Origin of the sequence: Bradyrhizobium sp. 4 (genome assembly GCF_023100905.1) — a bacterium.
GTDB lineage: Bacteria > Pseudomonadota > Alphaproteobacteria > Rhizobiales > Xanthobacteraceae > Bradyrhizobium.
On the sequence record NZ_CP064686.1, the window covers coordinates 3,692,868 to 3,717,292 of the forward strand.

Genomic DNA, 24,425 nt, shown 5'->3' on the forward strand with positions numbered 1-24,425 from the left:
CACGTAAGCGGCCGTCTCGAAGGATGGATACGGAAAGATTGTTGGCCTCAATCCTTCGAGACGCGCCTGCGGCGCTCCTCAGGTTGAGGAGATAGATGGAAACAAGATATGGCTTTGCTCGAAGTGAAAGACCTGAAGGTTCGTGTCGAGGAGCGTGAGATCCTCCATGGGCTGACGCTGACCGTGAACGAGGGCGAGATCCACGCGATCATGGGGCCGAACGGCTCCGGCAAGTCGACCCTGTCCCACGTCATCGCCGGCAAGCCTGGTTACGAGGTCACCGCCGGCGAGATCCTGTTCAAGGGCGAAGACCTGCTCGCGATGGCCCCGAACGAGCGCGCCGCCAAGGGCGTGTTCCTGGCGTTTCAGTATCCGGTCGAGATTCCCGGCGTCTCCACCATGAATTTCCTGCGCACCGCGCTGAACGCGCAGCGCAAGGCGCGCGGCGAGAGCGAATATTCGACGCCGGACTTTTTGAAGAAAGTCCGCGACGTCTCGAAGTCGTTGAACATCCCGCAGGACATGCTCAAGCGCGGCGTCAATGTCGGCTTCTCCGGCGGCGAGAAGAAGCGCAACGAGGTGCTGCAGATGGCGCTGTTCGAGCCGAGCCTGTGCATCCTCGACGAGATGGATTCCGGCCTCGACATCGACGCGCTGCGCATCGCAGCCGACGGCGTCAACGCGCTGCATTCGCCCAAGCGCGCGATGGTCGTCATCACCCACTATCAGCGGCTGCTCAACTACATCGTGCCTGACGTCGTGCACGTGATGTCGAAGGGCCGTGTCGTGAAGAGCGGTGCCAAGGACCTGGCGCTGGAGCTGGAGTCGTCCGGCTACGCCCAGTACGAGGACGCGTAAGGAATTTTGCGATGAACGTTGCTGTGGCAAAGACCGGAAACGGCCGCGCGGTGAGCGATCTGTTCGCCAGCGCCGAAGGCCGTCTGCCGGGTTCGCCTTCCGTGATCGCCGTGCGCCGCGAGGCGTTCGAGACCTATGAGCGTCTCGGCCTGCCGCACCGCCGGATCGAGGAATGGAAATACACCGATCTGCGCGCGCTGGTCGGCGAGGTGCTGCCGCTTGCGGCTGCACCCGATGCGGCTGCGTTGAAGCGCGCCGCGGACGCCGTGAAAGCGCACGCGATCGCGGGCGCCCGCAAGCTGGTGCTGGTCGACGGCGTGTTCGCTGCCGACCTCTCCGACCTCAAGGCGCTGGCCTCCGAGGTGAGCGTTAAGACCTTGCGGGAGACGCTGGACAAAGATTCCGGTCTGTTGAAGACCGCGGCAACCGATGCGGTGATCGCGCTGAACGCGGCGATGGCCACCGACGGTGTCGTGCTTGATATCGCCGACGGCGTGCAGCTCTCCGCGCCGATCCAGATCATCCACATCGCGATCTCGTCTTCCGCGTCGACGTTCACCCGCTCGCAGGTCGCGGTCGGGAAGGGCGCTCGTGCCACCATCATCGAGAGCTTCGTCGCGGCCGGCGCCAAGGCTTACCAGGTCAGCGATGCCGTCATCCTCTCGGTCGGCGACAACGCCGACGTCGCGCATATCCGCCTGATGGATGATTCGCCGGATGCGGTGAACATCACCTCGCAGTTCGTCGCGATCGGTGCGAACACGAAGTTCAATTTCTTCAACATGACCACCGGTGCTGCGGTCAGCCGTCTGCAGGGCTTCATCACGCTGGCGGGTGAGGGCAGTGAGCTCTCCGTCAACGGCGTGAACCTGTTGCAGAAGACCGAACATGGCGACACCACGCTGGTGGTCGACCACGCCGTGCCGAATTGTGTGAGCCGCGAGGTCTTCCGCGCCGTGATCGACGACCGTGCGCATTCGGTGTTCCAGGGCCGCATCATCGTTCGTCCCGATGCACAGAAGACCGACGGCAAGATGATGATCCGCGCGCTGCTGCTCTCGGACGAAGCGGAAGCCGACAACAAGCCCGAGCTCGAGATCTTTGCTGACGACGTCTCCTGCGGTCACGGCGCCACCGCCGGCGCGCTCGACGACAGCCTCCTGTTCTACCTGAAGGCGCGCGGCCTGCCCGAGAAGCAGGCCCAGGCGCTGCTGATCCAGGCTTTCGTCGGCGAGGCGATCGAGCAGATCGCCGACGATGATCTGCGCGAGCACGTGATCGGCATTGCCGAGCGCTGGCTGGAGCGGCGCCAATGAGCACGCATCCGGCAGTCAAGAACGGTTCTTACGACGTCGCGCGCGTGCGCCAGGATTTTCCGGCGCTGGCCATGCAGATCTATGGCAAGCCGCTGGTCTATCTCGATAACGCGGCTTCCGCGCAGAAGCCGAGCGTCGTGCTCGACCGCATGACGCAGGCCTACACCTCCGAATACGCCAACGTGCACCGCGGCCTGCATTATCTCGCCAACGCCGCGACCGAGGCCTATGAGGGCGGCCGCACCAAGGTGGCGCAGTTCATCAACGCTGCCCGGACCGAGGAAGTGATCTTCACCCGCAATGCGACCGAGGCAATCAATCTCGTCGCCTCGTCCTGGGGTGAACCGAACATCAAAGAAGGCGACGAGATCGTCATCTCGATCATGGAGCACCACTCCAACATCGTGCCCTGGCATTTCCTCAGGGAACGCCATGGTGCCGTGATCAAATGGGCGCCGGTCGACGACGAGGGCAATTTCCTCATCGAGGAATTCGAGAAGCTCCTGACATCGAAGACCAAGCTGGTCGCGATCACGCAGATGTCGAATGCGCTCGGCACCATCGTTCCGGTCAAGGACGTCGTGAAGATCGCCCACGCCCGCGGCATCCCCGTGCTGGTCGACGGCAGCCAGGGCGCCGTGCATCTGCCCGTCGATGTCCAGGACCTCGGCTGCGACTTCTACGTCTTCACCGGCCACAAGGTCTACGGTCCGACCGGCATCGGCGTGCTCTGGGCCAAGTACGACCACCTCGTCGCGATGCGTCCGTTCAACGGCGGCGGTGAGATGATTCGCGAAGTCTCGCGCGACATCGTCACCTATGGCGATCCCCCGCACAAATTCGAGGCCGGCACGCCGGCGATCGTCGAGGCCGTCGGGCTTGGCGCCGCCATCGACTACGTCAATTCGATCGGCAAGGAGCGTATCGCCGCGCACGAGCACGATCTCGTCACCTACGCCCAGGACAAGCTGCGCGAGATCAACTCGCTGCGGCTGATCGGCACGGCACAGGGCAAGGGCCCGGTGATCTCTTTTGAGCTCAAGGGCGCCCACGCCCATGACGTCGCCACCGTGATCGACCGCCAGGGCATCGCGGTGCGCGCCGGCACCCATTGCGTGATGCCGCTTTTAGAGCGGTTCAACGTCACAGCCACATGCCGGGCGTCGTTCGGCATGTATAATACGCGGGAAGAAGTCGATCATCTGGCACAGGCGCTGTTGAAGGCGCGGGATTTGTTCGCATGAGTGACACGGCCGAAATCAAAGCCAATCCGATGGAAACCCAGTCGGCACTGCCGCCTGAGGAGACCGAGCGTTTGACCACCGAGATCATCGCCGGGCTCAAGACCGTGTTCGACCCGGAAATCCCGGCCGATATCTACGAGCTCGGCCTGATCTACAAGGTCGAGATCAAGGACGATCGTTCCGTCGACGTGCAAATGACCCTGACGACGCCGAATTGTCCGGCCGCCGGCGAGTTGCCGACGATGGTCGAGAACGCGGTCGCCAGTGTCCCCGGCGTCGGCGTGGTCGACGTCAAGGTGGTCTGGGAGCCGGCCTGGACGCCGGAACGCATGAGCGACGAGGCCCGCCTCGTGCTCAACATGTGGTGACGCGTAACCCTGGCTTTAGATTCTCGTTAGATCCTTGGCATTGAATTCGCTCGGCAACGGACCACATCACTGACATGACACAGATATCGTCGGGTTCAACACCAGCATCCACTCCGAAGCCGCGGCGGCCGCGCCCGCAGGTGATGCGGCTGACGGACGCTGCTGCCCAGCGCATCAACGAGCTGACCCAGCGGGCCGATTCCGAGATCGTGGGCCTGCGCGTCGGCGTCAAGAACGGCGGCTGTGCCGGTCAGTCCTACACCGTCGAATACGCCCATGATGTTCGTCCGACCGACGAGGTCGTCGAGGACAAGGGCGTCAAGATCCTGGTCGATCCGAAGGCCGTGCTGTTCCTGCTCGGCACCGAGATGGACTACAAGGCCGACAAGATGCAGGCCCAGTTCGTCTTCAACAATCCCAACCAGATCTCCGCTTGCGGCTGTGGCGAGTCGGTCGAACTGCGCCCGGCGCAGATCGACGGGTAGTTTTTCCGTCGTTGCGAGGAGCACTTGCGACGAACAATCCAGACTGTCTCTGCGGCGACAATCTGGATTGCTTCGCTTCGCTCGCAATGACGGCGGTGGTATGAAGGCTGGGCTGCTCGCCCCGGGAAGCCTGCCATGGACCGCGAATTCCTGATCGACCTGTTCGCCGATTTCGGCCCCGTCGCCATCCGAAAAATGTTTTCCGGCTACGGCATCTCCGCCGACGGCATCAATTTCGCCCTGTCTCTGCGTGCCGGCTTGTTCTTTCGCGCCGACGAGATGACCATCCCGGACTTTGAAGCGGAAGGCTCGAAGCCATTCCAATACGCGACCCGCGCCAAGACGGTGCTGGTGAACTCCTACTGGGAGCTGCCGGCCCGCCTGTTCGACGATTCCGAGGAGCTTGCGCAGTGGGCGAAGGCGGCTCTCGCCGCCGCCCAGCGCGCCAAGGTGAAGAAGCGGCCCAAGGTCAAGAAGGCGGCGAAGAAGGCCGCCAAGCCTGCGAAAGCGCGGAAGAAGGCGAGCAAAAAGAAAGCGGTTGGGAAGCGCGCCAGGCGACTGGGTTAGGCTCAGTCCACGGCCTTTGTCAGGCCAACCCTCATGTCTTTGGCGATGTAAACGCAGACACCGTCAGCCAGCACGCGGCCGTCGGCAAATCCCAGGACCAGCCTGCCGCGCCTCACCTGGCGCATGACGACCTCGTAGCGCACGCATCGTGTGTCCGGTGTGATGGAGCCCGTGAACTCCACCTCGCCGACGCCGATCGCGCGGCCCTTGCCCGCTGAGCCCGACCAACCGAGCCAATAGCCGATCATCTGCCACATGGCATCCAGTCCCAGAGACGCCGGCATCATGGCATCGCCGCGAAAGTGGCAATCGAAGAACCAATGGCCTGGCGCGATGTCGAGCTCGCCGACGATATGGCCCTTGCCGAACTCGCCGCCGTCCAGGCTGATCTCCGTGATGCGGTCCATCATCAGCATTGGCGGCGCCGGCAATTGCGCGTTGCCGGGGCCGAAATAGCTGCCCTCGCTCGATCTCAGCAGGTCGTCCCTGGTGTAGGACGGTTGCGGCGTGTGAAAATCATGCGGGTTGGGCAAGACGACAAGTCCTCCGGATGCTCGCAGTCGGACGCCTCGAGACGGCGAGGGAGATGTCGTTCGTCAGGCCAGAATGTCAAGCGCAGGTGGCGGTGCGCGGCTTCGGCGTCACGCCACCCGGTTGTGCGTCTCGACCGCGAATTCCGGATCGGCCTCGCAGATCACGCGGTTGCGGCCGTTGCGTTTGGCGGCGTACAGGCAGGCATCCGCGCGTTCGATCAGCGCATCGGTGTCGTCGCCCTGCTTCAGCATGGAGACGCCGATGGAGATGGTGACGCGGCCTAGGATTTCGCCGGTGGACTTCTTTTTCAGTTCCTTGGCCATCACGGCGCGTCGGATGTGATCGGCCACCGTGAGGGCCTGGCGCAGCGCGGTGTTGGGCAGCACGACCGCGAATTCCTCGCCGCCATAGCGCGCGGTGATGTCCTGGCCCTTGATGGTTTGCTTCAGCGACAGGCCGACCAGCCGCAGCACCTGGTCGCCGGTGAGATGGCCGTAGGAATCGTTGAACGACTTGAAATGATCGATGTCGACCAGCAGCAGCGACAGCGGATCGCGGGAGGCGAGCGCGCCTTGCACGGCCATGTCGATCATGCGATCGAAATATTTGCGGTTGCCGAGCCCCGTCAGCGGATCGGTCAGGCTCTCGGCGCGGATCGCCTCCAGGCTCTGCTGGAGGTTGCTGATCTCGCTCTTCGACAGCGTCAGCCGGTCTTCCAGCGCCTTGTTGGTCTCGCGCATCTCGCTGGTCGAATGCAGCAGCGTCTCGACGATCGACTTGATCTGCTCGCGGCTCTTGGCCGATGAGAGCTTTTCGGTCGCGCCCGACAGGCTGGCATCGTAGGAGCCGGTCATCCCGAGCGCGTCACCGAGTACCTTCATCACGTCGTCGATCTCGCCGATGACGCGCGCGCCGACCTTGTCGATGCGGTCGGTGGTCTTGATGTGGGAGAGGTAGGTCTCGTAGATCTGATCGAGATCGGCTTCGGTCAGCGTGCCGCTCCGCGCCAGTGTCTCGTTGATGATCTTGTTGAGCGGGGCATTGTAGCCGGTGGCGTAGACGAACCAGATCTCGTAATTGCGGGGAATTGCGGTCTGTCGTAGCGATCGGATCTGACCGAGCGCCACCTCGGCGAACGCCATCGTGCGTTCGTGTTCGTCGAGCACCTTGACCACGGAACATACCCCACAGCGATCGGCGTGCCGTCGACCGCAGCAATACTTAGTTTATGTTCGTAGGCTAACGGACGATCGTGAACGCCCCGTAAATATACGTCCACGAATACGTCCAGAAAAGTGCGCGCAAGCTTTATTTCAACCAAAGCCGGGCGCGCATCGGGCTTCAGGCGCCGGCTGGGGAGCGAACCGGACGCAGCAGAAAGGCCGGCAGATGCGAGTGGTCGCCCGGCTCGCTGTCGGCCTCGCGTTGGCGGCGCGGCTCGGGACGGCCGATCGACGGCACATGCGACGGATTGGCCTGCTCGCGCGCACCGTCACGCGGCTCGGATGATGGCTTGGCTTCGCGCGGAGGCCTGGCTTCACGCGAAGGTCTGGCTTCACGCGAAGATCTGGCTTCACGCGGAGGCCTTGCCTCGCGCGCGGGCCTTGCTTCGGAAGCGGGCCTTGCTTCGGGAGCGGACCGTGCTTCGGCTGAAGGCTGTGCCTCGCCACGCGCTTCGCGCGGCTCCTGGCTGCGCTCGCGACCGCGTTGCGGCTTGCCGCGTCCGCCGCGTGAACGTTCACGGCCGCGCTGCTCGCGCGGACGCTCGCTCGCATCGGAAGCATCGGTGCGGACTTCGAAATCGCCTTCGGCGCGCGGAATGCTCTGTCCGATCAGCTTCTCGATCGCCACCATCGACTTCTGGTCGGGCGGCGTGACGAGCGAGATCGCCATGCCGGACCGGCCTGCGCGACCGGTGCGGCCGACGCGGTGGACATAGTCGTCGGGATGGTGGGGAACGTCGAAATTGAAGACGTGGCTGACCTCGGGGATGTCGAGGCCGCGGGCGGCGACGTCGGATGCGACCAGCAGCGGCAGCTCGCCCTTGCGGAACTGTTCGAGCGCCGCCGTGCGGGCCGACTGATCCATGTCGCCGTGCAGCGCGCCGACGCTGAAGCCGTGCTTTTGCAGCGATTTATGAACGACGGCGACATCGCGCTTGCGATTGCAGAAGATTATCGCGTTCTGGAGATCCTTGGCCTCGCGGAGCAGTCGGCGAAGCAGCTCGCGCTTCTCGTGCGCCTCGCGCCCGGCCGGGACCTGACACTGCGTAACCGTGACAGCGGTGGTGGCGGGCTTCGATACCTCGATCTTCTGCGGATTGTGCAGGAAGGTTTCGGTGATGCGCCGGATCTCCGGCGGCATGGTCGCGGTGAAGAACAGGGTCTGCCGCGTGAACGGGACGAGCTTGCAGACGCGCTCGATATCGGGAATGAAGCCCATGTCCAGCATGCGGTCGGCTTCGTCGATGACGAGCAGCTCGACGCCGGTGAGCAGCAGGCCGCCGCGCTCCGTGTGGTCGAGCAGGCGGCCGGGAGTGGCGATCAGCACATCGACACCGCGCGTCAGCTTGGCATCCTGGTCGCCGAAGGAAACGCCGCCGATCAGGAGGGCGACGTTGAGTTTCTGGCCCACGCCGTAGCGGTCGAAGTTTTCCTTCACCTGCGCCGCGAGTTCGCGGGTCGGCTCAAGGATCAGCGTGCGCGGCATGCGCGCCCGGGCGCGGCCCTTTTCGAGAATGGTGAGCATCGGCAGCACGAAGGCGGCGGTCTTGCCGGTGCCGGTCTGGGCGATGCCGAGAACGTCCTTGCGAGCAAGGACGTGAGGGATCGCCTGTTCCTGAATGGGGGTGGGGGTGGTGTAACCGGTGGCCGCCACTGCGGCGAGGACTTTTTCGGATAGTCCGAGATGGGTAAAAGACATTGAGCCTCTGGTCGAAACCGCCGTTCGGATTCGAGGGTAATAAGGCTGTCGCGTTCCACCCCAAAACGGCGCGCTCTCAAAGAAGCTGGGGGTGCTGACTCACGCGAACAAAGCGCCAAGCTCAGGAATCGCTCTTCGATACCGAGCCGCGTCGACCCGGAACATAGGGCGGAATCGGCCAAAGTCAATGGAGCAGCCGCGGGAAGGCCCTAAAAAACCTGAGGTTTTCGCTCAAATAGCGGGCGAGGCTGCGGTTTTCCGCCCAATCCAGCGGTCGGCCGGAGCTGTCCAACGTCGGCTAACGCCCTTCCGGACCCTGGGCGCGGAAGTCGCCGGGGGCCATCCCATAGGCGGCGTTGAAGACCCTATAATAGGTCGCGAGGCTGTCGAAGCCGCAGGCGGTCGCGATGTCGGCGATCAGCCGGTCCGGGGCTTCGCGCATCAGGCGGCGGCTCTGGTTCAGGCGTTCGTCCGTCACGGTTTGCGAAAAACTCTTGGCCGCGGTTTCGAACAGCATGTGCAGGTGACGGACCGACACGCCGAGAAGGTCGGCCACCATCGTCGGCGCCATATCCGGGTCTTGCAGGTGACGCGCGATCAGGCGTCGTGCCAGCGAGAGCCGGGCGGTCCGCAGCGCGGCCTGCCCGAGGCGGCTGCCGGGCCGCAGGATGCCGCGCTCGATCAGTGCCAGATGGGCTAAAGCCTGGACGAGGGGGGCGGCATCGGCGGCGCCGTCATCACCCGCGGCAACCGTACCGAGGTCGGCAAAGCAGGCGTCGAGTAGGGGCGCCAGGCTGGGATCGACGAACGTCCGGGGCGCAAGCTCGCGCATGCGCTTGTCCTGCGTGGAGAGACCGCTCACGGGAATCTTCAGGATCCGCAGGTGGAAGCCTCCCGCGCCCAGCGGCGCGGCGCGGTAAGGCTGGTCGGTATGGCTGGTGGCGAAGCTGCCGTTGGCGATTGTGAAGTCGCTGCCGCGCATGCCGCCGAACCAGGCTCCGCTGCCGAGTTGCTGATAGACACAGAGGCTGTCGCCCGGCGCGTCAGCGATGTCGGTCATGCTGCGCTCGACCGTGTAATGCGAAGCCTTCAGCTCGACGAGGCCGGCTCCGCCAAGCTGACACAGCGAGAATTCGCCGAAGAAGTCCGCGCGGCGTTCGCGCTCGAGTTCGACGGTGACGCCGAACAGGCCCTTGGCGCGCACCTCGCGCCAAAAGTCGAAGCGGTCGTGCGGCTCGACCTCGTCGGTGCACCAGCGATACACGGCGTCCCCTCGCTTCCAGCGGAATTGCCCACAAGAATTGACCGAGAAAAAGCAAATTCCGGTGGCATCTACCATAGGCTAGACGACAGACCTGAGTCCTCAGGGCTGTTGAACCAGCGCTATGGCTGGGCCGACTATCACATCAACGATGCGGTTCCCATGAACCGCTGTTCGAAGGAACCGGCGTGGGCCGTGCTTGAGGGATTTTCGATGACACGTCGGCTTTTCAGAGTACTGGCAGCGCTTGGCCTCGCGGCCGGCCTCAGCGGTTTCGCGCTTCCCGCCTGTGCCGAGAAGCGCGTCGCGCTCGTCGTCGGCAACAACGACTATAGGAACGTTCCGAAGCTGCTCAAGGCGGTCAACGACGCCCGCACCATGGGCGATACGCTGAAGCAGCTCGGATTCTCGGTGATGCTCGCCGAAAACCAGAGCCGGCAGCAATTTTCGGAGACGCTGCTTGCGTTCGATCGGACGATCGAGCCCGGCGACACCGCGTTCTTCTTCTATGCCGGCCACGGCTTCGAGATCGCAGGCCAGAATTACCTGCTGCCGACGGACGTGCCGGCAGCGACGGAAGGGCAGGAAGAGCTGGTGCGTGACGCCTCCATCCTGGCCGATCGCATCGTCGAGCGCCTCCAGAACAAGAAGGCGCGAACCTCGATCCTGGTGTTCGACGCCTGCCGCAACAACCCGTTCGAGCGCAAGGGTACCCGCGCCGTCTCCGGCGGTGGCGGGCTTGCCCCGATGGTGCAGCTGCCCGAAGGCGTGTTCTCGGTCTTCTCCGCGGGCCCGCGCCAGACCGCGCTCGACCGCCTCTCCAACGACGACGCCAATCCCAATTCGGTGTTCACGCGCACCTTCGCCAAAGAGCTGCTCCAGCCCGGCGAGAACCTGGTGCAGGTGGCGCAACGTACGCGCCGTCTCGTCAGCGAGATGGCCGACACCGTCAAGCACAGGCAGGTGCCGGTCTATTTTGATCAGATGGTCGACGACGTCTTCCTCAGCGGCATCGCCAAGGATGTCGCCGCGCGCCCGGCCGATCCGCCGGCGCAGAAGCTCGCGGTGCTGCCGCCAGTGTCGGTGCCGCGCGTGCCGAAGGAGGAGACCGCCAACGCGCCGATCGCGAGCTTCTCGCGCCACAATGGCGGCTGGAGCGTGGTGTTCTCCTTTGCCGATCCGACGCTCGGCGTTTCCTGGCGCATGGCCGGCAATGGCGATTTCCGCGAAACCGGCTTCATCGATACGCTCGACCCGCGCACGCGCAAGAGAATGCCGAACCCGTCGATCGAATTGCCGCCGGATGCGCAGGCCGGCACCATCGAGGTCCGCTATGTCGACCAGTCCGGTGACATGCAGGGCCCATTCCCGATCAGGTTCGATCCCGAGGCCGCGCTGATCCGCGACCAGCGCAAGATCCTCGACATGACCGCGACGAGCTGGCTGTCATTCCGCGAGTTCAACGGGCTGCTGGTCTACTACACGCACCTCGTGTCTTACCGCTGCGCCATCCGCGAGGTGCGCATCGGCATCGACACCGCCGTTCCGAACCAGGTGTTGAAGATGCCGGGCTGCGACATGCGCGATCCCAGTGCGATCAGCGCCGGCATGCCGCTCTACATGAAGCTCGCGCCGGCAACGCAGTTCATCTCGGTGGAGCTGACCTATCGCGACGGCAGCGTGTCGGAGATCAAAAGCTTCCGCAGCGCGAACCGCAGCAATAATTGATGAGGCGGCCGAAGGCGTCGCGCGCGCTTCTTGTTACCCGCGGCGCTTCCTGATGAAGCTCTTGAGCTTCTCCTACTCCTCGTACGGATAGCCGTTCCGTTCGATGCGCACCGGCGCAAGCGGCGGCCTGCGCGGTGCGATCATGATCAAGACGAAAAGCACGTTGATCAGGATCCAGACGCCGAGCAGTATGAGGATTGTCTGCACTGCAATTTCCTGAATGAGTCGGAATTGGCGTAAAGGCTAACGGCCATTCACAATCGCGGCAAATGAATCTTGCTTGCTGCACTGCACAGAAACCTTGACCCTAAATGAGAACCCCGGCCGTGAAACCCGATACGTCGCAGAATCTCCAAGGCGCCTCGCTGAAAGTGCGGTGTTGCATCGTCGGCGGCGGACCGGCGGGCATGATGCTCGGCTATCTTCTGGGGCGCGCCGGCATCGATGTCGTGGTGCTGGAGAAGCATGCGGATTTCTTCCGCGACTTCCGCGGCGACACCGTGCATCCCTCGACGCTCCAGGTGATGGACGAGCTCGGCCTGATCGACGGATTCCTGAAGTTGCCGCATCAGCGCTTGCAAAAGATGGACGGCCTGTTCGGCGGTACCCCCGTTCGCATCGCCGATCTCAGCCGCCTCCGCACCAAGTACCCCTTCATCGCCTTCATGCCTCAATGGGATTTCCTGAATTTCCTGCGCGAGGCCGGCCAGCGCTTCGCCTCGCTGAAGGTGATGATGAACACGGAAGCGGTCGATCTGATCCGCCGCGGCGAGACCATCGCCGGCGTGCGGGCGAATACGCCGGACGGCATCGTGGACATCGAAGCCGATCTCACCATCGCCTGTGACGGCCGGCATTCGACCGTGCGCCAGCGTTCCGGCCTCGAGGTCGAGGAGATCGGCGCGCCAATGGACGTGCTGTGGTTCCGCGTCGGCCGCAAGGCGAACGAGACCGAGAACGTGTTCGCGCGCGTCGAGCCCGGCAAGATGATGATCACCTTCGACCGCGGCGACTACTGGCAATGCGCCTATGTCATCGCCAAGGGGCAATACGACGCGGTGAAGGCGAGGGGATTGCAGGCGCTGCTCGACGACGTCGTTCGCATGGCGCCGATCCTGAAGAGCGGCATTGCCGATGTGAAGAGCTTCGACGATTTCAAGCTGCTCACCGTCGCGATCAACCGCCTGCCGCGCTGGACGCGGCCCGGCTTGCTTCTCATCGGCGACGCCGCACATGCGATGTCGCCGGTCGGCGGCGTCGGCGTCAATCTCGCCGTGCAGGATGCGGTCGCGACCGCAAATTTGCTGGCGGACAAGCTGCAAAACGGCGCCCCGTCGGAGAACGAACTCGATGCCGTGCGCCGTCGCCGCGAATTCCCGGTGAAGATGACGCAGCGAATGCAGATGATCGTGCAGAACAACATCATCAGCGGCGCCTTGCAGGGCGGCGACCGGCCGCTGAAAGTGCCGCTGATCGTGCGCCTCATCACCGCGCTGCCGTGGCTCCAGGGCATTCCGGCGCGTCTGCTCGCGCTCGGCGTCCGGCCCGAGCACGTGCAGTCGAAGGCTGCGCCGGCACGGTAGCGCAAGGACTCGGTAGGGATAACGCGGCGTTAAATCGCGCTCAGCGCGTTGCCTGCGTACAACAGTTCAGATGGATTGAAGGCGCGCTGCTTGCCAATTCGGCGTCTTAACTGTCTTGATTCAAATTTGAGTAAGAACTGCGTGTGAGCGTGCACCCATCAAAGGACACGGGGTGTACCATGCGTAACAAGTTGATTGCCGCCTTCGCCTGCACGACCGCTCTGGTTTCGACCGGCGCCGCTTCCGCCGCCGATCTTGGTGCGCGCTACACGAAGGCGCCCGCCTATGCGGAGCCGCTGTTCAACTGGACCGGCTTTTATGTTGGCGGTCACATCGGCGGAGCATGGACCAACGAGCAGTTCATCAACAACGGGACCGGCGCGCCGTTCGGCGATCTGACCCCGGGGCAGGGCTACCGTCAGCGCAACTCCGGCATCCTGGGCGGCGCCCAGATCGGCTACAATTGGCAGGCCAACAACTACGTGTTCGGTATGGAAGGCACGATCTCGGGCCTCGACAACAAGGGCTCGTTCTTGAACACCGCGTTCGGCGCGGGTGACGACGTGTTCTCCTGGCGCGCCAATGTGCTTGCCACCGTCGTTGGTCGCGCGGGCTTCGCCGTGCAGAACAACCTGTTCTACATCAAGGGCGGCTATGCCGGCGTGAACAACCGTCTGTCGGTCACCGATACGGTCGGTCCGGCCACCGGTTCTGGCGGTCAGACCCATTGGGCCAACGGCTGGACCGTCGGTGCCGGCTGGGAATACGGCATCACCCGCAACTGGATCGTCGGCCTCGAATACAATTACGCAGCTTTCGGTAGCCAGACCTATCAGCTCGGCGGCACCTCGGGCAATTACAGCTTCGATGCCAAGCCGCGCGACCTCCAGTGGGCCGTCGTGCGCGCCAGCTACAAGTTCGACGCGCCTGTGATCGCCCGCTACTGAGTGGGTCAACGAACGACCAAGCAACCATAAAAGACGATCACTGCCCAAATTCAAAAGCCCCGGCATTGTCCGGGGCTTCTTTTTTGTGTGCAGGTTTCTGGCGTACGGCCTACGCCATCACCGAGAACCCGCCATCGACGGGGATCGCGGTGCCGGTGACGAAGTTAGACGCGGACGAGGCAAGAAACACCGTGATGCCGGCGAAGTCGTCGATGTCGCCCCACCGCCCCGCCGGCGTGCGTGCCAGCACCCGCTCGTGCAATCCCGATACCTGCTGCCGCGCACCGCGGGTCAGGTCGGTGTCGATCCAGCCGGGAAGGATGGCATTGACCTGGATGTTGTCGGGCGCCCACGCATTGGCGCAGGCGCGCGTGTACTGAACGATGCCGCCCTTGCTCGCCGCATAGGCTGTTGCGAAGCTCGCGCCGAAGATCGACATCATCGAGCCGATGTTGATCACCTTCCCGTTGCCGGACGCCTTCAGCGCCGGATAGGCCAGCTTCGAGCACAGGAAGGCGCTGGTGAGGTTGGTGTTGATCACCGTATTCCATTCGTCGAGTTCGAGCTCGTGCGGCGGCTTGCGGATGCTCATGCCGGCATTGTTGATGAGGATGTCGATGCGGCCGAGATCCCCGACGACACGCTCGACCATCGCGGCGATGGCCGCCTTGTCGGTGACGTCGGTGGCAACACTGATCGCCTTCACACCGCGTTGACTGAGATCGGCCACGGCGGCGGCCGATTTGGTTTCGTTGCGTCCGACCACGGCGATGTTGGCGCCGGCATCGGCGAGGCCGCGGGCCATGCCGAGCCCGATGCCGCCATTGCCTCCCGTGACGATCGCGACCTTGCCGCGGAGATCGAACCGACTGGATGTCATGCTGCTGTTCCCTGGTTTCTTCTATTGGTTACTCTGCCAGATCAGCACCAGCCCAAAGCCGGCCATGGCTGCGCCATAGCCGGCCCATTGCAACTGGTTGACCATGAAGCTCGATCGCGGCCACGCGACGGTGCCCGTGCCCTGTCCGATCCAGAGCAGCCCGACGGCAAGGGCAAACAGGCCTGCTACAAGCAGAAATCTGCGCACGCATTCCTCCCACGGGTCCGCTTCTGTCGTGACGCGGCATGACCATTGCCGCGGCCCGAAAACTTGCCGGGAGACTAGCCGTAGCCGTGGTTCGGATACAATGGCCGCTGATGCAGGCCGCAGGGCGGATGCATGTCCATACGCAAGGTCCGCTGAAGCACCGTACAACGAAAAAGCCCCGGACGATGCCGGGGCTTTGACGTCTGAAAGATGAGATCAGATCAGTACTTGGCGACGACCGCACCGGTCCAGTTGAAGCGGTACACCAGCGAAGTGGAGATCGTCTGGTTCCAGGTGTTGGCGCGGATGCTGTTGCCGGTCGGGAGGTTGGTGCCGTCGAACAGTTCATTCTGCGTCTTGGCGTTGTAGTATGCCGAACGATACTCGGTCTTCATGAACCAGCCGGGCGACTGGATGCCGAAGATGTTCAGGTTGTTCTCGACGCCGCCGCCGACGAACCAGCCGTTGCGGTTGTAGCTGTTGAGGTGGGCACCAGCGGGAACGCCCGCCAGTGTCAGGAAATTGGTCTGGCCGAAGTGAGCGCCAGAGTAACCGCCGTTGACATAGGAGAGAACGTTCGGGGCAACCAGATAGCCGAGGCGCACACCAGCGGCCCAGGAGTCTTCCAGCTTCTGCGAGCCAGTGATGCCGAAGATCGGATCCTGGATCGTGGCGCGGATGCTGCCGAACTGACCATCAGCGAACACGCCGGCGACCCAGGTGCCGCTGAACTGCCAGTCGTAGCCGAGACCGACGGTGCCGAACCAGCCCGAGCCACCCTGGCGCTGATCGATCGTCAGGGGAACTGCGCCAACCGTGGTCTGCACGCGCTGGTCAGAGGCCGAGAGGCCGCCGCCGGCGCCGCCGAAGATGTAGAAGCCGGTCCAGTTGGCGACGGGAGCCGCCATCGGCGCCTTCACGTAGGGACGGGCGCCAAGGTCAGCGGCCGAGGCCGAACCGGTCATCGCGGCAACCGCGGTCAGTGCGAGCAAAATCTTCTTCATCTTAAAATCCCCAAGCTTTGGTCTGTCTGGAAGGCGCGAGCGCACTGAAGTCCGTGTGATCTGATGTCCCGGACTATACCTGCTTCTCTCCGAAATGCTGTTGCAGAGCAGGCACACTCGCCGGGAAACGCCGCACGGCAGGGATTCTGAGTGCCGTCGTTGGAATGTGAAATAAGCGCGCAATATCAATGCAGTACGTCGAATTTTGCGATTTGTATTTTGGTAACTTCTCGTTAGTAAATCCGGCTTTGTCCGAAATGGAGGCAATCGTGCATCAGCCCGGCTGGGTGAGTCGTTGACCGAGTCGCGATGCGACGAGGCAGGGAATCACGAAGCCGTGGCGGACCGTTGGCAGGATCGGCGGGCAGGATCGTCGGGAAATGGCGGTTGTCGTCCCCAAAAAACAAAAGAGCCCCGGGCTTCATGCGGGGCTCTTGATGGGTTGCGACCGGGCAGCGCCTGCGGATCAGACGTCCAGCAAATCGTCATTGGCGAATTCGGCCTTGTCCGAGATGAACGCGAAGCGCGCTTCGGCCTTGGTGCCCATCAGGCGCTCCACCGAATCCGCCGTGGTGTCGCGGTCGTCGGCGAGCAGAACCACTTTCAGCATGGTCCGCTTGGCCGGATCCATGGTGGTTTCCTTGAGCTGCGCCGGCATCATCTCGCCGAGGCCTTTGAAGCGATTGACCTCGACCTTGGCGTTGGCGTTGAACTCGCTCTTAATCAGCGCTGCCTTGTGCGCGTCATCGCGGGCGTAGACCGACTTGGTGCCGTTGGTCAGCTTGTAGAGCGGCGGCACGGCTAGGAAGAGATGGCCTTCGTCGATCAGCCGCGGCATCTGCCGGTAGAAGAAGGTGATCAGCAGCGAAGCGATATGGGCACCGTCGACATCGGCGTCGGTCATGATGATGATGCGCTGATAGCGCAGATCCTCCTCGCGATACTGCGCGAGCATCCCGCAGCCGATCGCCTGCACGAGGTCGGCGAGCTGCGTGTTCGCCGTCAGCTTGTCCTTGCCGGCGGACGCGACGTTGAGGATCTTGCCGCGCAGCGGCAGCACGGCCTGGGTCTTGCGGTCGCGCGCCTGCTTGGCGCTGCCGCCGGCCGAGTCTCCCTCGACTATGAAGAGTTCTGAGCCGTCCAAACCGGCATCGCTGCAATCGGCGAGCTTCCCGGGCAGGCGCAGCTTTTTGCCGGCGGTCTTGCGCGCGGTCTCCTTCTCTTGCCGGCGGCGCAACCGCTCCTCGGCGCGATCGACCACGAAGTCGAGCAGCCTGTTGGCCTGGTTCGGATTGCCCGACAGCCAATGGTCGAACGGATCCTTCATCGCCTGTTCGACGATGCGCTGCGCTTCGGCCGTGGCAAGGCGATCCTTGGTCTGGCCCTGGAATTCGGGCTCGCGCACGAATACCGAGAGCATCACGGCTGCACCGACCATCACGTCTTCAGACGTAATGGACGACGCGCGCTTGCCCTGGCCGACGCGCTCGGCGTGATCCTTGAGACCTCGCAGCAGCGCGCTTCGCAGGCCGGATTCATGCGTACCGCCATCGGGCGTCGGCACGGTGTTGGTGTAGGACGACAGGAAGCCGTCGGCATCCGCAGTCCAAGCCACCGCCCATTCGCAGGCGCCATGCGCGCCGTTGCGGCCCGACTTGCCGGAGAAGATGTCGGGATGCACCAGCGTGTCGGCGTGGATCGCCGCCGCCAGATAATCCTTGAGGCCACCGGGGAAGTGGAACGTCGCTTCGGCCGGCACGTCGTCGACGCCCTTGAGCAGTTCAGGCGCGCAATTCCAGCGGATCTCGACGCCGCCGAACAGATACGCCTTCGAACGCGTCATCTTGAACAGGCGCTGCGGCTTGAACGCTGCCTTTGCACCGAAGATGTCGGTGTCCGGCTTGAAGCGCACGCGGGTTCCGCGGCGGTTGTTGATCTTGCCGAGATCCTCGAGCTTGCCCTTCGGGTGCCCGCGCTCGAACGTCATGCGGTAGAGTTTCTGGCTGCGCGCGACCTCGACCTCGAGCAGCGAGGAGAGGGCGTTCACCACGGAGATGCCGACGCCGTGCAGGCCGCCCGAGGTCTCGTAGACCTTGGAGTCGAACTTGCCGCCCGAGTGCAGCGTGCACATGATGACTTCGAGCGCCGACTTCTTCGGAAATTTTGGATGCGGATCGATCGGGATGCCGCGGCCGTTGTCCGTGACGGTCAAAAAGCCGTCCGCGCTCAACTCGACTCCGATGAAGGTCGCATGCCCCGCGAGCGCCTCGTCCATTGAGTTGTCGATGACTTCGGCGAAGAGGTGATGCAGCGCCTTCTCGTCGGTGCCGCCGATATACATGCCGGGCCGGCGGCGCACCGGTTCCAGGCCTTCTAGGACCTCGATGTCGGCTGCGGTGTAGTCGGCCTCGGCACCGCCTGCGCGCGGGGTCGCCTTGGCGGCGCGGGGCTTCGGCTCATCGCCGCCGAAAAAATCGTCTTTTGCTTTGGGCTTCAACTGCTTGGACATATATCTTTATGCGTTTTGAGGGCCGCATGAGCGGCGAATCGGTTGGGCCGACTATGCCACTTCTGACCTGGAAAGGTTATCGCAGGGCGGGCCGGGCGGTGTGGTTGGGAGCCAATCCCGGCGATTTTACGCCGCACCCCCAACGAATTCCCGGCAATGTGACGGTCCGGTCCGGTCTGGACCGGACTTTGTGACTTGATGTCACACAAGTCCTTGGCTTACCAGTCCTTTTCATCGAGCGGCACCTTCGGGCAGGGCGGAAAGGCTATTTTGAATGGAGCAGTTTGCGCACGCGCTGGCGGATTTTGTGCGCGCTCACCAGACATGGGCAGCTCCCATCGTGTTCGTGCTCGCCTTCGGGGAGTCGCTCGCCTTCATCTCTCTGCTGATCCCGGCCTGGGGCGCGTTGGTCGCGATCGGCGCGCTGATCGGCGCGAGCGGCATCAGCTTCTATCCGGTCTGGATCGCCGGCGGCATCGGCGCCGCGCTGGGCGACTGGGTCTCCTACTGGTTCGGCTACCGCTACAAGGAGAAGGTCGCGCAGATGTGGCCGCTCTCGCGCTATCCGGAACTCCTGCCCCGGGGCGAGGCCTTCGTTCGCAGCTGGGGCGTGCCGAGCATCTTCATCGGCCGTTTCTTCGGTCCCTTGCGTGCCTCCGTGCCGCTCGCAGCCGGCATTTTCGAGATGCCCTATTGGAGCTTCCAGGCGGCCAATTTCGTCTCGGCGCTGATCTGGTCGGCGGCGCTCCTGCTGTTCGGGGACGTGATCGCGAAGATCATGGAATGGATCTGGCGGGTGGTGTGACGTCCGAACCTTGACGCGAACCGCAACTGGCCCTATAGCCCCGCGCCATGATCAACGCCGCGACCATTTTGTTCGCCCGTCGCCGCCGCCGCTTTTTAGCGGTTTGGGCGGTCGATCGCGTTTGAGATCATCGTCTTTGCCGCTGGATCCGATCCGCGGCATTCTCTCTCCTGTCAGCGCGATCTGATCCGGCGGCCCCCAAGGAGGCCCAGCAGGAGACAACGATGTACACGCCACCCTTTTTCAAGCAGGACCGCGCCGCGAGCCTGAAGTTCGCCGACACGCGCGGCTTCGGCACCATGTGCGCGTTCGACGGCCACAAGCCGATCGCCTCGCCAATTCCGTTCTATTTGACCTATGCCGCCGACGGCACGCCGCAGGCCGCCTTTCACGTCGCCCGTCACAATCCGCTGCTAAAGCTTGCGGACGGGACGGCCTCGTGGCTGCTCGCGGTCAACGGCCCCGATGCCTACGTGTCGCCGGACTGGTACGTCTCGCCGGATCAGGTGCCGACCTGGCTCTACCAGTCGGTCCATCTGACCGGGCCGGTGCGGTTGTTGTCGGATGGTGAACTGGCCGTGCAGATCGACACGCTCAGCGACAAGTTCGAGAGCTGGCTGTTGCCGAAGAAGCCGTGGACCTCAGCCAAAATGACGGCGGGGCGGCTCGAGGCGCTGAAGAAGGGAATCGTGGGTCTGGTCATGACGGTTGAAGAGGTCGAAGGCAGCTTCAAGCTCAATCAACACAAGTCCGACGCCGATTATACGGCGATCGCCAACGCGCTTGGCGCGCAAGCCCATGCCGACGCCAGGGAGATCGCGGAATTGATGCAGGACGTCAGGCCGGAGGCCTTCGCGTCCGAAACCAACACGCTCGAAAGGAGCGCGCCATGACCTTTTCTGAAGCCAGCCTCGTTGACACCAAAAATGCCCCGAAGACCGGCGCTGCGACAAAGCCCGCCACCGTCTTTGTCGACGGTGGCTCCGGCACCACCGGGCTCGGCATCAACGAGCGGCTGAAGCTGCAGAACGACGTGGTCGTGAAGACGATCGCCGACGACAAGCGCAAGGATCCCGCGGCCAAGAAGGCGCTGATGGAGGAGGTTGACCTCGTCATCCTCTGTCTGCCGGACGATGCTGCCAGGGAAACGGTTGCGCTCATCGACAGCATGGGGCCGTCGGGCCCGAAGGTGCTGGATGCATCGACCGCGTACCGGGTCGCGCCCGATTGGGCCTATGGCTTTCCGGAACTGACGCCGGATCAGGCTGGCAAGATCAAGGCTGCGAAGAAGGTCTCCAATCCCGGCTGCTATCCAACCGGCGCGATCGCGCTGCTGCGACCGATCGTCGATGCCGGCCTGCTGCCTGCGGACTATCCCGTCACCGTCAATGCGGTGAGCGGCTATTCCGGCGGCGGCAAGTCGATGATCGCGAGTTTCGAGGACGGCAGTGCGCCGTCCTTCGAGCTCTACGGCCTCGGCTTCGAGCACAAGCACCTGCCGGAGATGCAGCTCTATTCGAACCTGACGCGGCGACCGATCTTCATCCCGTCGGTCGGCAACTATCGGCAGGGCATGCTGGTGTCGGTGCCGCTCCAGCTCGACACGCTGCCCGGCAAGCCCAGCAGTGCCGATCTCCAGGCCGCGTTGGCAAAGCGTTACGCCGGCTCAAAATACGTCTCGGCGATGCCGCTGCAAAACGAGGCGACCAGGGGCGGCCGAATCGAGCCGGAAGCGCTCAACGAGACCAACACGCTCGAGCTCTACGTCTTCGCCAGCGACAAGTACCACCAGGCGGTGCTGGTTGCCCGGCTCGACAATCTCGGCAAGGGCGCGTCCGGCGCGGCCGTGCAGAACATGCGGCTGATGCTGGGCCTTGCCGAGGAGTAGCCGATGAGCGTTGCCTGCCAGACCGGTCCGGTGGCCGAAGCGACGCTGCAACTTTCTACTCCGGCAAGACGATCCAGCGACGCCTGAAAGGAACGTGTGATGAGCTTGAAGAAAATCGGCATTCTCGGTGCCTCCGGCTACACCGGCGCCGATGCGGTGCGCCTGCTGGCGCGGCATCCGAATGCGGAAATCACGGCACTCACCGCCAACACGCATGCCGGCAAGGCCATGAGCGAGGTGTTTCCGCATTTCTTCATGCTGGATTTGCCCCAACTCGTGGAATGGGAAAAGGTCGACTGGACCAAGCTCGACGCGGTGTTCTGCGGACTGCCGCACGGCACCACGCAGCAGATCATCGCGGCCGTGCTGAAGGCCAACCCGAAGATCAAGGTCCTCGACATGTCCGCCGATTTCCGGCTGCGCGACAAGGAAACCTACGCGCAGTGGTACGGCCACGAACATCAGGCGCTCGAGTTGCAGGGCGAAGCCGTCTACGGCCTGACCGAATTCTATCGGGAGAAGATTACCGCGGCGCGGCTGGTCGCCTGTCCCGGCTGCTATCCGACGGCAGCGTTGTTGGCGCTGGTGCCACTGGCGAAAGCAAAACTGATCGACGTCGATGACATCCTGATCGACGCCAAGTCAGGCGTCACCGGCGCCGGACGCGGCCTGAAACAGAACACGCTGTTCAGCGAGGCGGGCGAGGGGATGTCGCCGTATTCGGTCGGCACGCACCGGCATGCACCGGAGATCGAACAAGAGATCGGCGTCGCGGCGGGCGCGAGCGTGACCGTCAATTTCACGCCGCATCTCATACCGATGTCGCGGGGCGAACTCTGCACGTCCTACGTCAAGCTCAACGGCGCGACGCCGGACGATTTGCGGGCGGCCCTCGAGCAAGCCTACGCGAACGAGCCGTTCGTGCATGTCGTCAAGAAGGGCGTGCTGCCGCAGACCCAGAACGTACGCGGCTCGAACTATGTCCAGATCGGCGTCATCGCCGACCGGATCAAGAACCGCGCCATCGTGATTTCGGTGCTCGACAATCTGGTGAAGGGCTCGGCCGGTCAGGCGATCCAGAACATGAACCTGATGTTCGGATTCCCCGAGACCGCTGGACTGGAGCAGATCGCGCTGTTTCCCTGATCGGAGTGATCGCCGTGGACGAAGGGACTCTGCAATTCTATCGCAGCAACGCCCGGTCCTATGCGGACTGGGCGAAGGCGCCCTCGACGCGGCTGCGAGGCTTTCTTGCTCTGCTGCCGTCCGGCGGCTCGATCCTCGAGCTCGGCTGTGGCGCCGGCAATCATTCGGCGGTGATGCTGGCCGAAGGTTTTTCGGTGCGCGCCACCGACGGCTCGCCTGAAATGGCCGAGATCGCGTCGCATCGGCTCGGTCATGCCGTCGAGGCGATGCGGTTCGACCAGCTTGACGCGCACGAGGCCTATGACGGCGTCTGGGCGAGCGCCTGTCTCCTGCACGTGCCGCGCGACGAACTCACCGGCATCCTGGCGCGGATTCATCGCGCGCTCAGGCCGTCAGGCGTGTTCTATGCCAGCTACAAGATGGGCGAGGGCGACGGCCGGGACAGTCTCGGGCGCTATTACAATTATGCGTCGCCAGAATGGCTCGAGGCGACTTACGCCAGCGCAGGCCCATGGATCACGCTGTCATCGGACAGGAACGTGATCCAGAGCTTTGACGAGACGCCGGCGAACATGCTGCATCTTGTCGTTCGCAAGGCCTGATCTCAAACCACCTTGAAGATCGCGACGGTCAGCACGGCCTGCGCGATGAAGCCGACGGTGAAGGCCACCGTGCGGAACACCGGGATCCCGAGCGCATAGACGATCGGTTGCGCTGACGAGTAGCAGCAACATTCGCTGCTCGTCATGGCCGGGCTTGTCCCGGGCATGACGGTTGCGAGACGCTTCCTCAGTACTTCGCGATGATCGGGCCGCCGAATTTGTAGTTGATGCGGGCGGTGATCAAATCGACGTCCTGGCCGATGCGGTCGGTGCGTGAGAACGTGCCGACCGGCGTCAGCGCGCCGTTGGAGGTGAGCGTGACGTCGTGACGGCCCATGAACAGATGGTCGTATTCGAGGCCGACCGACCAGTTCGGGGCGAAGCCGTATTCGATGCCGATGCCGACCGTGCCGCCCCAGCGGGTGTCGTCGGCACGATCGAACTCGGCTCCGGCCAGACCACCCGTTCCGATACCGCGGTAGCGATCGCGGGTGACGGCGGCGCCGCCCTTCACGTAAAGCAGTGCGTTATTCCAGGCGTAGCCGACCTGGCCCGTGAACAGGCCGAAAGCATCGACGCGGGTGCGGTTCGCGACGCCGGCTACGGTGCTGGTGTTCCGGCCCGAGAGATCGGCCCAGTCGCCCTGTGCTTCGAGGCCGAACACGAAGGCGCTGTTCTGCCAGCGATAACCGATCTGGCCGCCGGCGACGGCGCCCGTCGCGTCATGGCAGCCTTCCGCAACGCCGGGCGCGAAACCAACAGTCTGGTCCCAGCAATTGCGCGACGAGCCATAGCCGCCGTTGGCGCCAATGTAGAAGCCGCTCCAATCATAGATCGCCGCGATCATCGGCGGCGCCTTGGTGTAGGGACGGGCGGCGAGATCTGCGGCACTGGCCTGGGTCGCGACGGCCGCGAGCGAGAGGCCGGCGAGCGCGGATGCAATCTTCCAATTCATGTTTGCCCCGAATCATCAATGCGATGGGCAAATATACCTGTGGATGGGTGATCCTTCGTGTCAGCCTAGGGATCGCATCCCTGTTTTTGTCGCACTGTCATCCTTTGGCAACACCGGCGGCCGCGGCAGGCCTTCGAGCATTTCACCCCTTTGTTGCAGGCGCTAAGCCATCGGAGATCCGATCAAACCACCTTGAAAATCGCGACGGCCAGCACGGCCTGCGCGATGAAGCCGACGGTGAAGGCCACCGTGCGGAACACCGGGATCCCGAGCGCATAGACGATCAGATGCGCGACGCGCGACCAGAAATAGACGGCGCAAGCAAGCACCGTCCATTGCGAGGAGTAGTCGATCGCGTTCAGGATCAGCACCAGCGGCGCGAACAGCACGAGGTTCTCGACGGCGTTGTCATGCGCGAACATCAGGCGGTTCGCCCATTCCGATTGCGGCTTGTCGGTGCGCGAGGGATTGGCCATCGCGCCACCGAGACCGCGAATCTGGCAGCGGTTGATGGTGTAGGGAATCCAGAGGATTCCGGTCAGGACCACCGTCAGTGTCAGCCAGAACAATTCACGCGTCATAACCCGGTCCCCTCATCAATTTCTGCTGCAGGCGT

At 63.6% G+C, this 24,425-nt stretch carries 25 protein-coding genes and 1 pseudogene; 14 read left to right on the forward strand and 12 right to left on the reverse strand.

Annotated elements, in window-relative coordinates; translation table 11 throughout:
• The first annotated feature begins 108 nt into the window (after positions 1-108).
• From sufC to IVB45_RS17040, 6 genes are all read left to right on the forward strand, one after another.
• Positions 109-858 carry a Fe-S cluster assembly ATPase SufC gene (gene sufC / locus IVB45_RS17015; RefSeq protein WP_247286209.1) on the forward strand — a complete coding sequence of 250 codons (750 nt, stop codon included), beginning with the start codon at positions 109-111 and terminating at the stop codon, positions 856-858.
• A gap of 11 nt (positions 859-869) precedes the next feature.
• Positions 870-2,174 carry a Fe-S cluster assembly protein SufD gene (sufD, locus tag IVB45_RS17020; protein ID WP_247361226.1) on the forward strand — a complete coding sequence of 435 codons (1,305 nt, stop codon included), beginning with the start codon at positions 870-872 and terminating at the stop codon, positions 2,172-2,174.
• On the forward strand, positions 2,171-3,418 hold the full coding sequence (locus tag IVB45_RS17025) for a cysteine desulfurase (RefSeq protein ID WP_247361223.1): 1,248 nt from the start codon (positions 2,171-2,173) through the stop codon (positions 3,416-3,418). The genes sufD and IVB45_RS17025 overlap by 4 nt, the downstream gene beginning before the upstream one ends.
• Positions 3,415-3,786, forward strand: coding sequence for an SUF system Fe-S cluster assembly protein (locus IVB45_RS17030; RefSeq protein ID WP_007591551.1), 372 nt, complete (start codon positions 3,415-3,417; stop codon positions 3,784-3,786). The genes IVB45_RS17025 and IVB45_RS17030 overlap by 4 nt, the downstream gene beginning before the upstream one ends.
• 74 nt (positions 3,787-3,860) lie before the next feature.
• Positions 3,861-4,271, forward strand: a complete 411-nt coding sequence (locus IVB45_RS17035) for an iron-sulfur cluster assembly accessory protein (RefSeq protein WP_081747958.1) — start codon at positions 3,861-3,863, stop codon at positions 4,269-4,271.
• A 135-nt stretch (positions 4,272-4,406) separates the two neighbouring features.
• Positions 4,407-4,838 carry a TfoX/Sxy family protein gene (locus tag IVB45_RS17040; protein WP_247286203.1) on the forward strand — a complete coding sequence of 144 codons (432 nt, stop codon included), beginning with the start codon at positions 4,407-4,409 and terminating at the stop codon, positions 4,836-4,838.
• Between the two features lie 2 nt (positions 4,839-4,840).
• Here IVB45_RS17040 and fabA read toward each other — a convergent pair whose 3' ends face one another.
• The 4 genes from fabA to IVB45_RS17060 form a co-directional block, all read right to left on the reverse strand.
• Positions 4,841-5,371, reverse strand: a complete 531-nt coding sequence (fabA, locus tag IVB45_RS17045) for a bifunctional 3-hydroxydecanoyl-ACP dehydratase/trans-2-decenoyl-ACP isomerase (RefSeq protein WP_027569864.1) — start codon at positions 5,369-5,371, stop codon at positions 4,841-4,843.
• 108 nt (positions 5,372-5,479) lie between these two features.
• Positions 5,480-6,547: a GGDEF domain-containing protein gene (locus tag IVB45_RS17050; RefSeq protein ID WP_247361221.1), complete on the reverse strand. Its 1,068-nt coding sequence runs from the start codon at positions 6,545-6,547 to the stop codon at positions 5,480-5,482.
• 166 nt (positions 6,548-6,713) lie between these two features.
• Entirely contained in the window at positions 6,714-8,294 is a 1,581-nt protein-coding gene (locus IVB45_RS17055) for a DEAD/DEAH box helicase (RefSeq protein WP_247361219.1), read from the reverse strand.
• Between the two features lie 298 nt (positions 8,295-8,592).
• A complete protein-coding gene (locus tag IVB45_RS17060; protein WP_247361216.1) occupies positions 8,593-9,558 on the reverse strand; it encodes an AraC family transcriptional regulator in 966 nt (321 codons plus the stop codon).
• 210 nt (positions 9,559-9,768) lie between these two features.
• Here IVB45_RS17060 and IVB45_RS17065 point away from each other — a divergent pair, with 210 nt between their 5' ends.
• Complete coding sequence (locus tag IVB45_RS17065; protein ID WP_247361213.1) at positions 9,769-11,283, forward strand: caspase family protein; 1,515 nt, start codon at positions 9,769-9,771, stop codon at positions 11,281-11,283.
• Between the two features lie 72 nt (positions 11,284-11,355).
• On the opposite strand, the gene IVB45_RS38915 is transcribed toward IVB45_RS17065, so the two are convergent.
• A complete protein-coding gene (locus IVB45_RS38915; protein WP_256379190.1) occupies positions 11,356-11,490 on the reverse strand; it encodes a hypothetical protein in 135 nt (44 codons plus the stop codon).
• 119 nt (positions 11,491-11,609) lie between these two features.
• Between IVB45_RS38915 and IVB45_RS17070 the strand changes: the two genes are divergently transcribed.
• Entirely contained in the window at positions 11,610-12,866 is a 1,257-nt protein-coding gene (locus tag IVB45_RS17070; protein WP_081747959.1) for an FAD-dependent oxidoreductase, read from the forward strand.
• Positions 12,867-13,045: 179 nt separating this feature from the next.
• Positions 13,046-13,813: an outer membrane beta-barrel protein gene (locus IVB45_RS17075; RefSeq protein ID WP_027569870.1), complete on the forward strand. Its 768-nt coding sequence runs from the start codon at positions 13,046-13,048 to the stop codon at positions 13,811-13,813.
• 109 nt (positions 13,814-13,922) lie between these two features.
• On the opposite strand, the gene IVB45_RS17080 is transcribed toward IVB45_RS17075, so the two are convergent.
• The 4 genes from IVB45_RS17080 to parE all read right to left on the reverse strand — a co-directional run bounded on the left by IVB45_RS17080 (position 13,923) and on the right by parE (position 18,413).
• Positions 13,923-14,693, reverse strand: a complete 771-nt coding sequence (locus IVB45_RS17080) for a glucose 1-dehydrogenase (RefSeq protein WP_027569871.1) — start codon at positions 14,691-14,693, stop codon at positions 13,923-13,925.
• 21 nt (positions 14,694-14,714) lie between these two features.
• Positions 14,715-14,900 carry a hypothetical protein gene (locus IVB45_RS17085; protein WP_007591540.1) on the reverse strand — a complete coding sequence of 62 codons (186 nt, stop codon included), beginning with the start codon at positions 14,898-14,900 and terminating at the stop codon, positions 14,715-14,717.
• A gap of 221 nt (positions 14,901-15,121) precedes the next feature.
• Positions 15,122-15,904 (reverse strand): outer membrane beta-barrel protein, encoded by a 783-nt coding sequence (locus IVB45_RS17090; protein ID WP_247361210.1) that lies wholly within the window; start codon positions 15,902-15,904, stop codon positions 15,122-15,124.
• A gap of 466 nt (positions 15,905-16,370) precedes the next feature.
• Positions 16,371-18,413 (reverse strand): DNA topoisomerase IV subunit B, encoded by a 2,043-nt coding sequence (parE, locus tag IVB45_RS17095; protein WP_027569873.1) that lies wholly within the window; start codon positions 18,411-18,413, stop codon positions 16,371-16,373.
• A gap of 274 nt (positions 18,414-18,687) precedes the next feature.
• On the opposite strand from parE, the gene IVB45_RS17100 reads away from it, so the two are divergent.
• The 5 genes from IVB45_RS17100 (at position 18,688) to IVB45_RS17120 (ending at position 22,854) form a co-directional block, all read left to right on the forward strand.
• Positions 18,688-19,218 (forward strand): DedA family protein, encoded by a 531-nt coding sequence (locus IVB45_RS17100; protein WP_027569874.1) that lies wholly within the window; start codon positions 18,688-18,690, stop codon positions 19,216-19,218.
• Positions 19,219-19,442: 224 nt separating this feature from the next.
• A complete protein-coding gene (locus IVB45_RS17105; RefSeq protein ID WP_247361208.1) occupies positions 19,443-20,111 on the forward strand; it encodes an FMN-binding negative transcriptional regulator in 669 nt (222 codons plus the stop codon).
• Positions 20,108-21,106 (forward strand): N-acetyl-gamma-glutamyl-phosphate reductase, encoded by a 999-nt coding sequence (gene argC / locus IVB45_RS17110; RefSeq protein WP_247361206.1) that lies wholly within the window; start codon positions 20,108-20,110, stop codon positions 21,104-21,106. Before IVB45_RS17105 ends, argC (IVB45_RS17110) begins: the two co-directional genes overlap by 4 nt.
• 99 nt (positions 21,107-21,205) lie before the next feature.
• Positions 21,206-22,252 carry an N-acetyl-gamma-glutamyl-phosphate reductase gene (argC, locus tag IVB45_RS17115; protein WP_247361204.1) on the forward strand — a complete coding sequence of 349 codons (1,047 nt, stop codon included), beginning with the start codon at positions 21,206-21,208 and terminating at the stop codon, positions 22,250-22,252.
• A gap of 14 nt (positions 22,253-22,266) precedes the next feature.
• A complete protein-coding gene (locus tag IVB45_RS17120; protein WP_247361202.1) occupies positions 22,267-22,854 on the forward strand; it encodes a class I SAM-dependent methyltransferase in 588 nt (195 codons plus the stop codon).
• Positions 22,855-22,856: 2 nt separating this feature from the next.
• Here IVB45_RS17120 and IVB45_RS17125 read toward each other — a convergent pair.
• The 3 genes and pseudogenes from IVB45_RS17125 to IVB45_RS17135 form a co-directional block, all read right to left on the reverse strand.
• Positions 22,857-22,958, reverse strand: a pseudogene (locus tag IVB45_RS17125) (MAPEG family protein); the annotation flags it as partial.
• Between the two features lie 83 nt (positions 22,959-23,041).
• Positions 23,042-23,809 carry an outer membrane beta-barrel protein gene (locus IVB45_RS17130; protein WP_247361200.1) on the reverse strand — a complete coding sequence of 256 codons (768 nt, stop codon included), beginning with the start codon at positions 23,807-23,809 and terminating at the stop codon, positions 23,042-23,044.
• A gap of 182 nt (positions 23,810-23,991) precedes the next feature.
• Entirely contained in the window at positions 23,992-24,390 is a 399-nt protein-coding gene (locus tag IVB45_RS17135; protein ID WP_027569880.1) for an MAPEG family protein, read from the reverse strand.
• Positions 24,391-24,425: the final 35 nt, after the last annotated feature.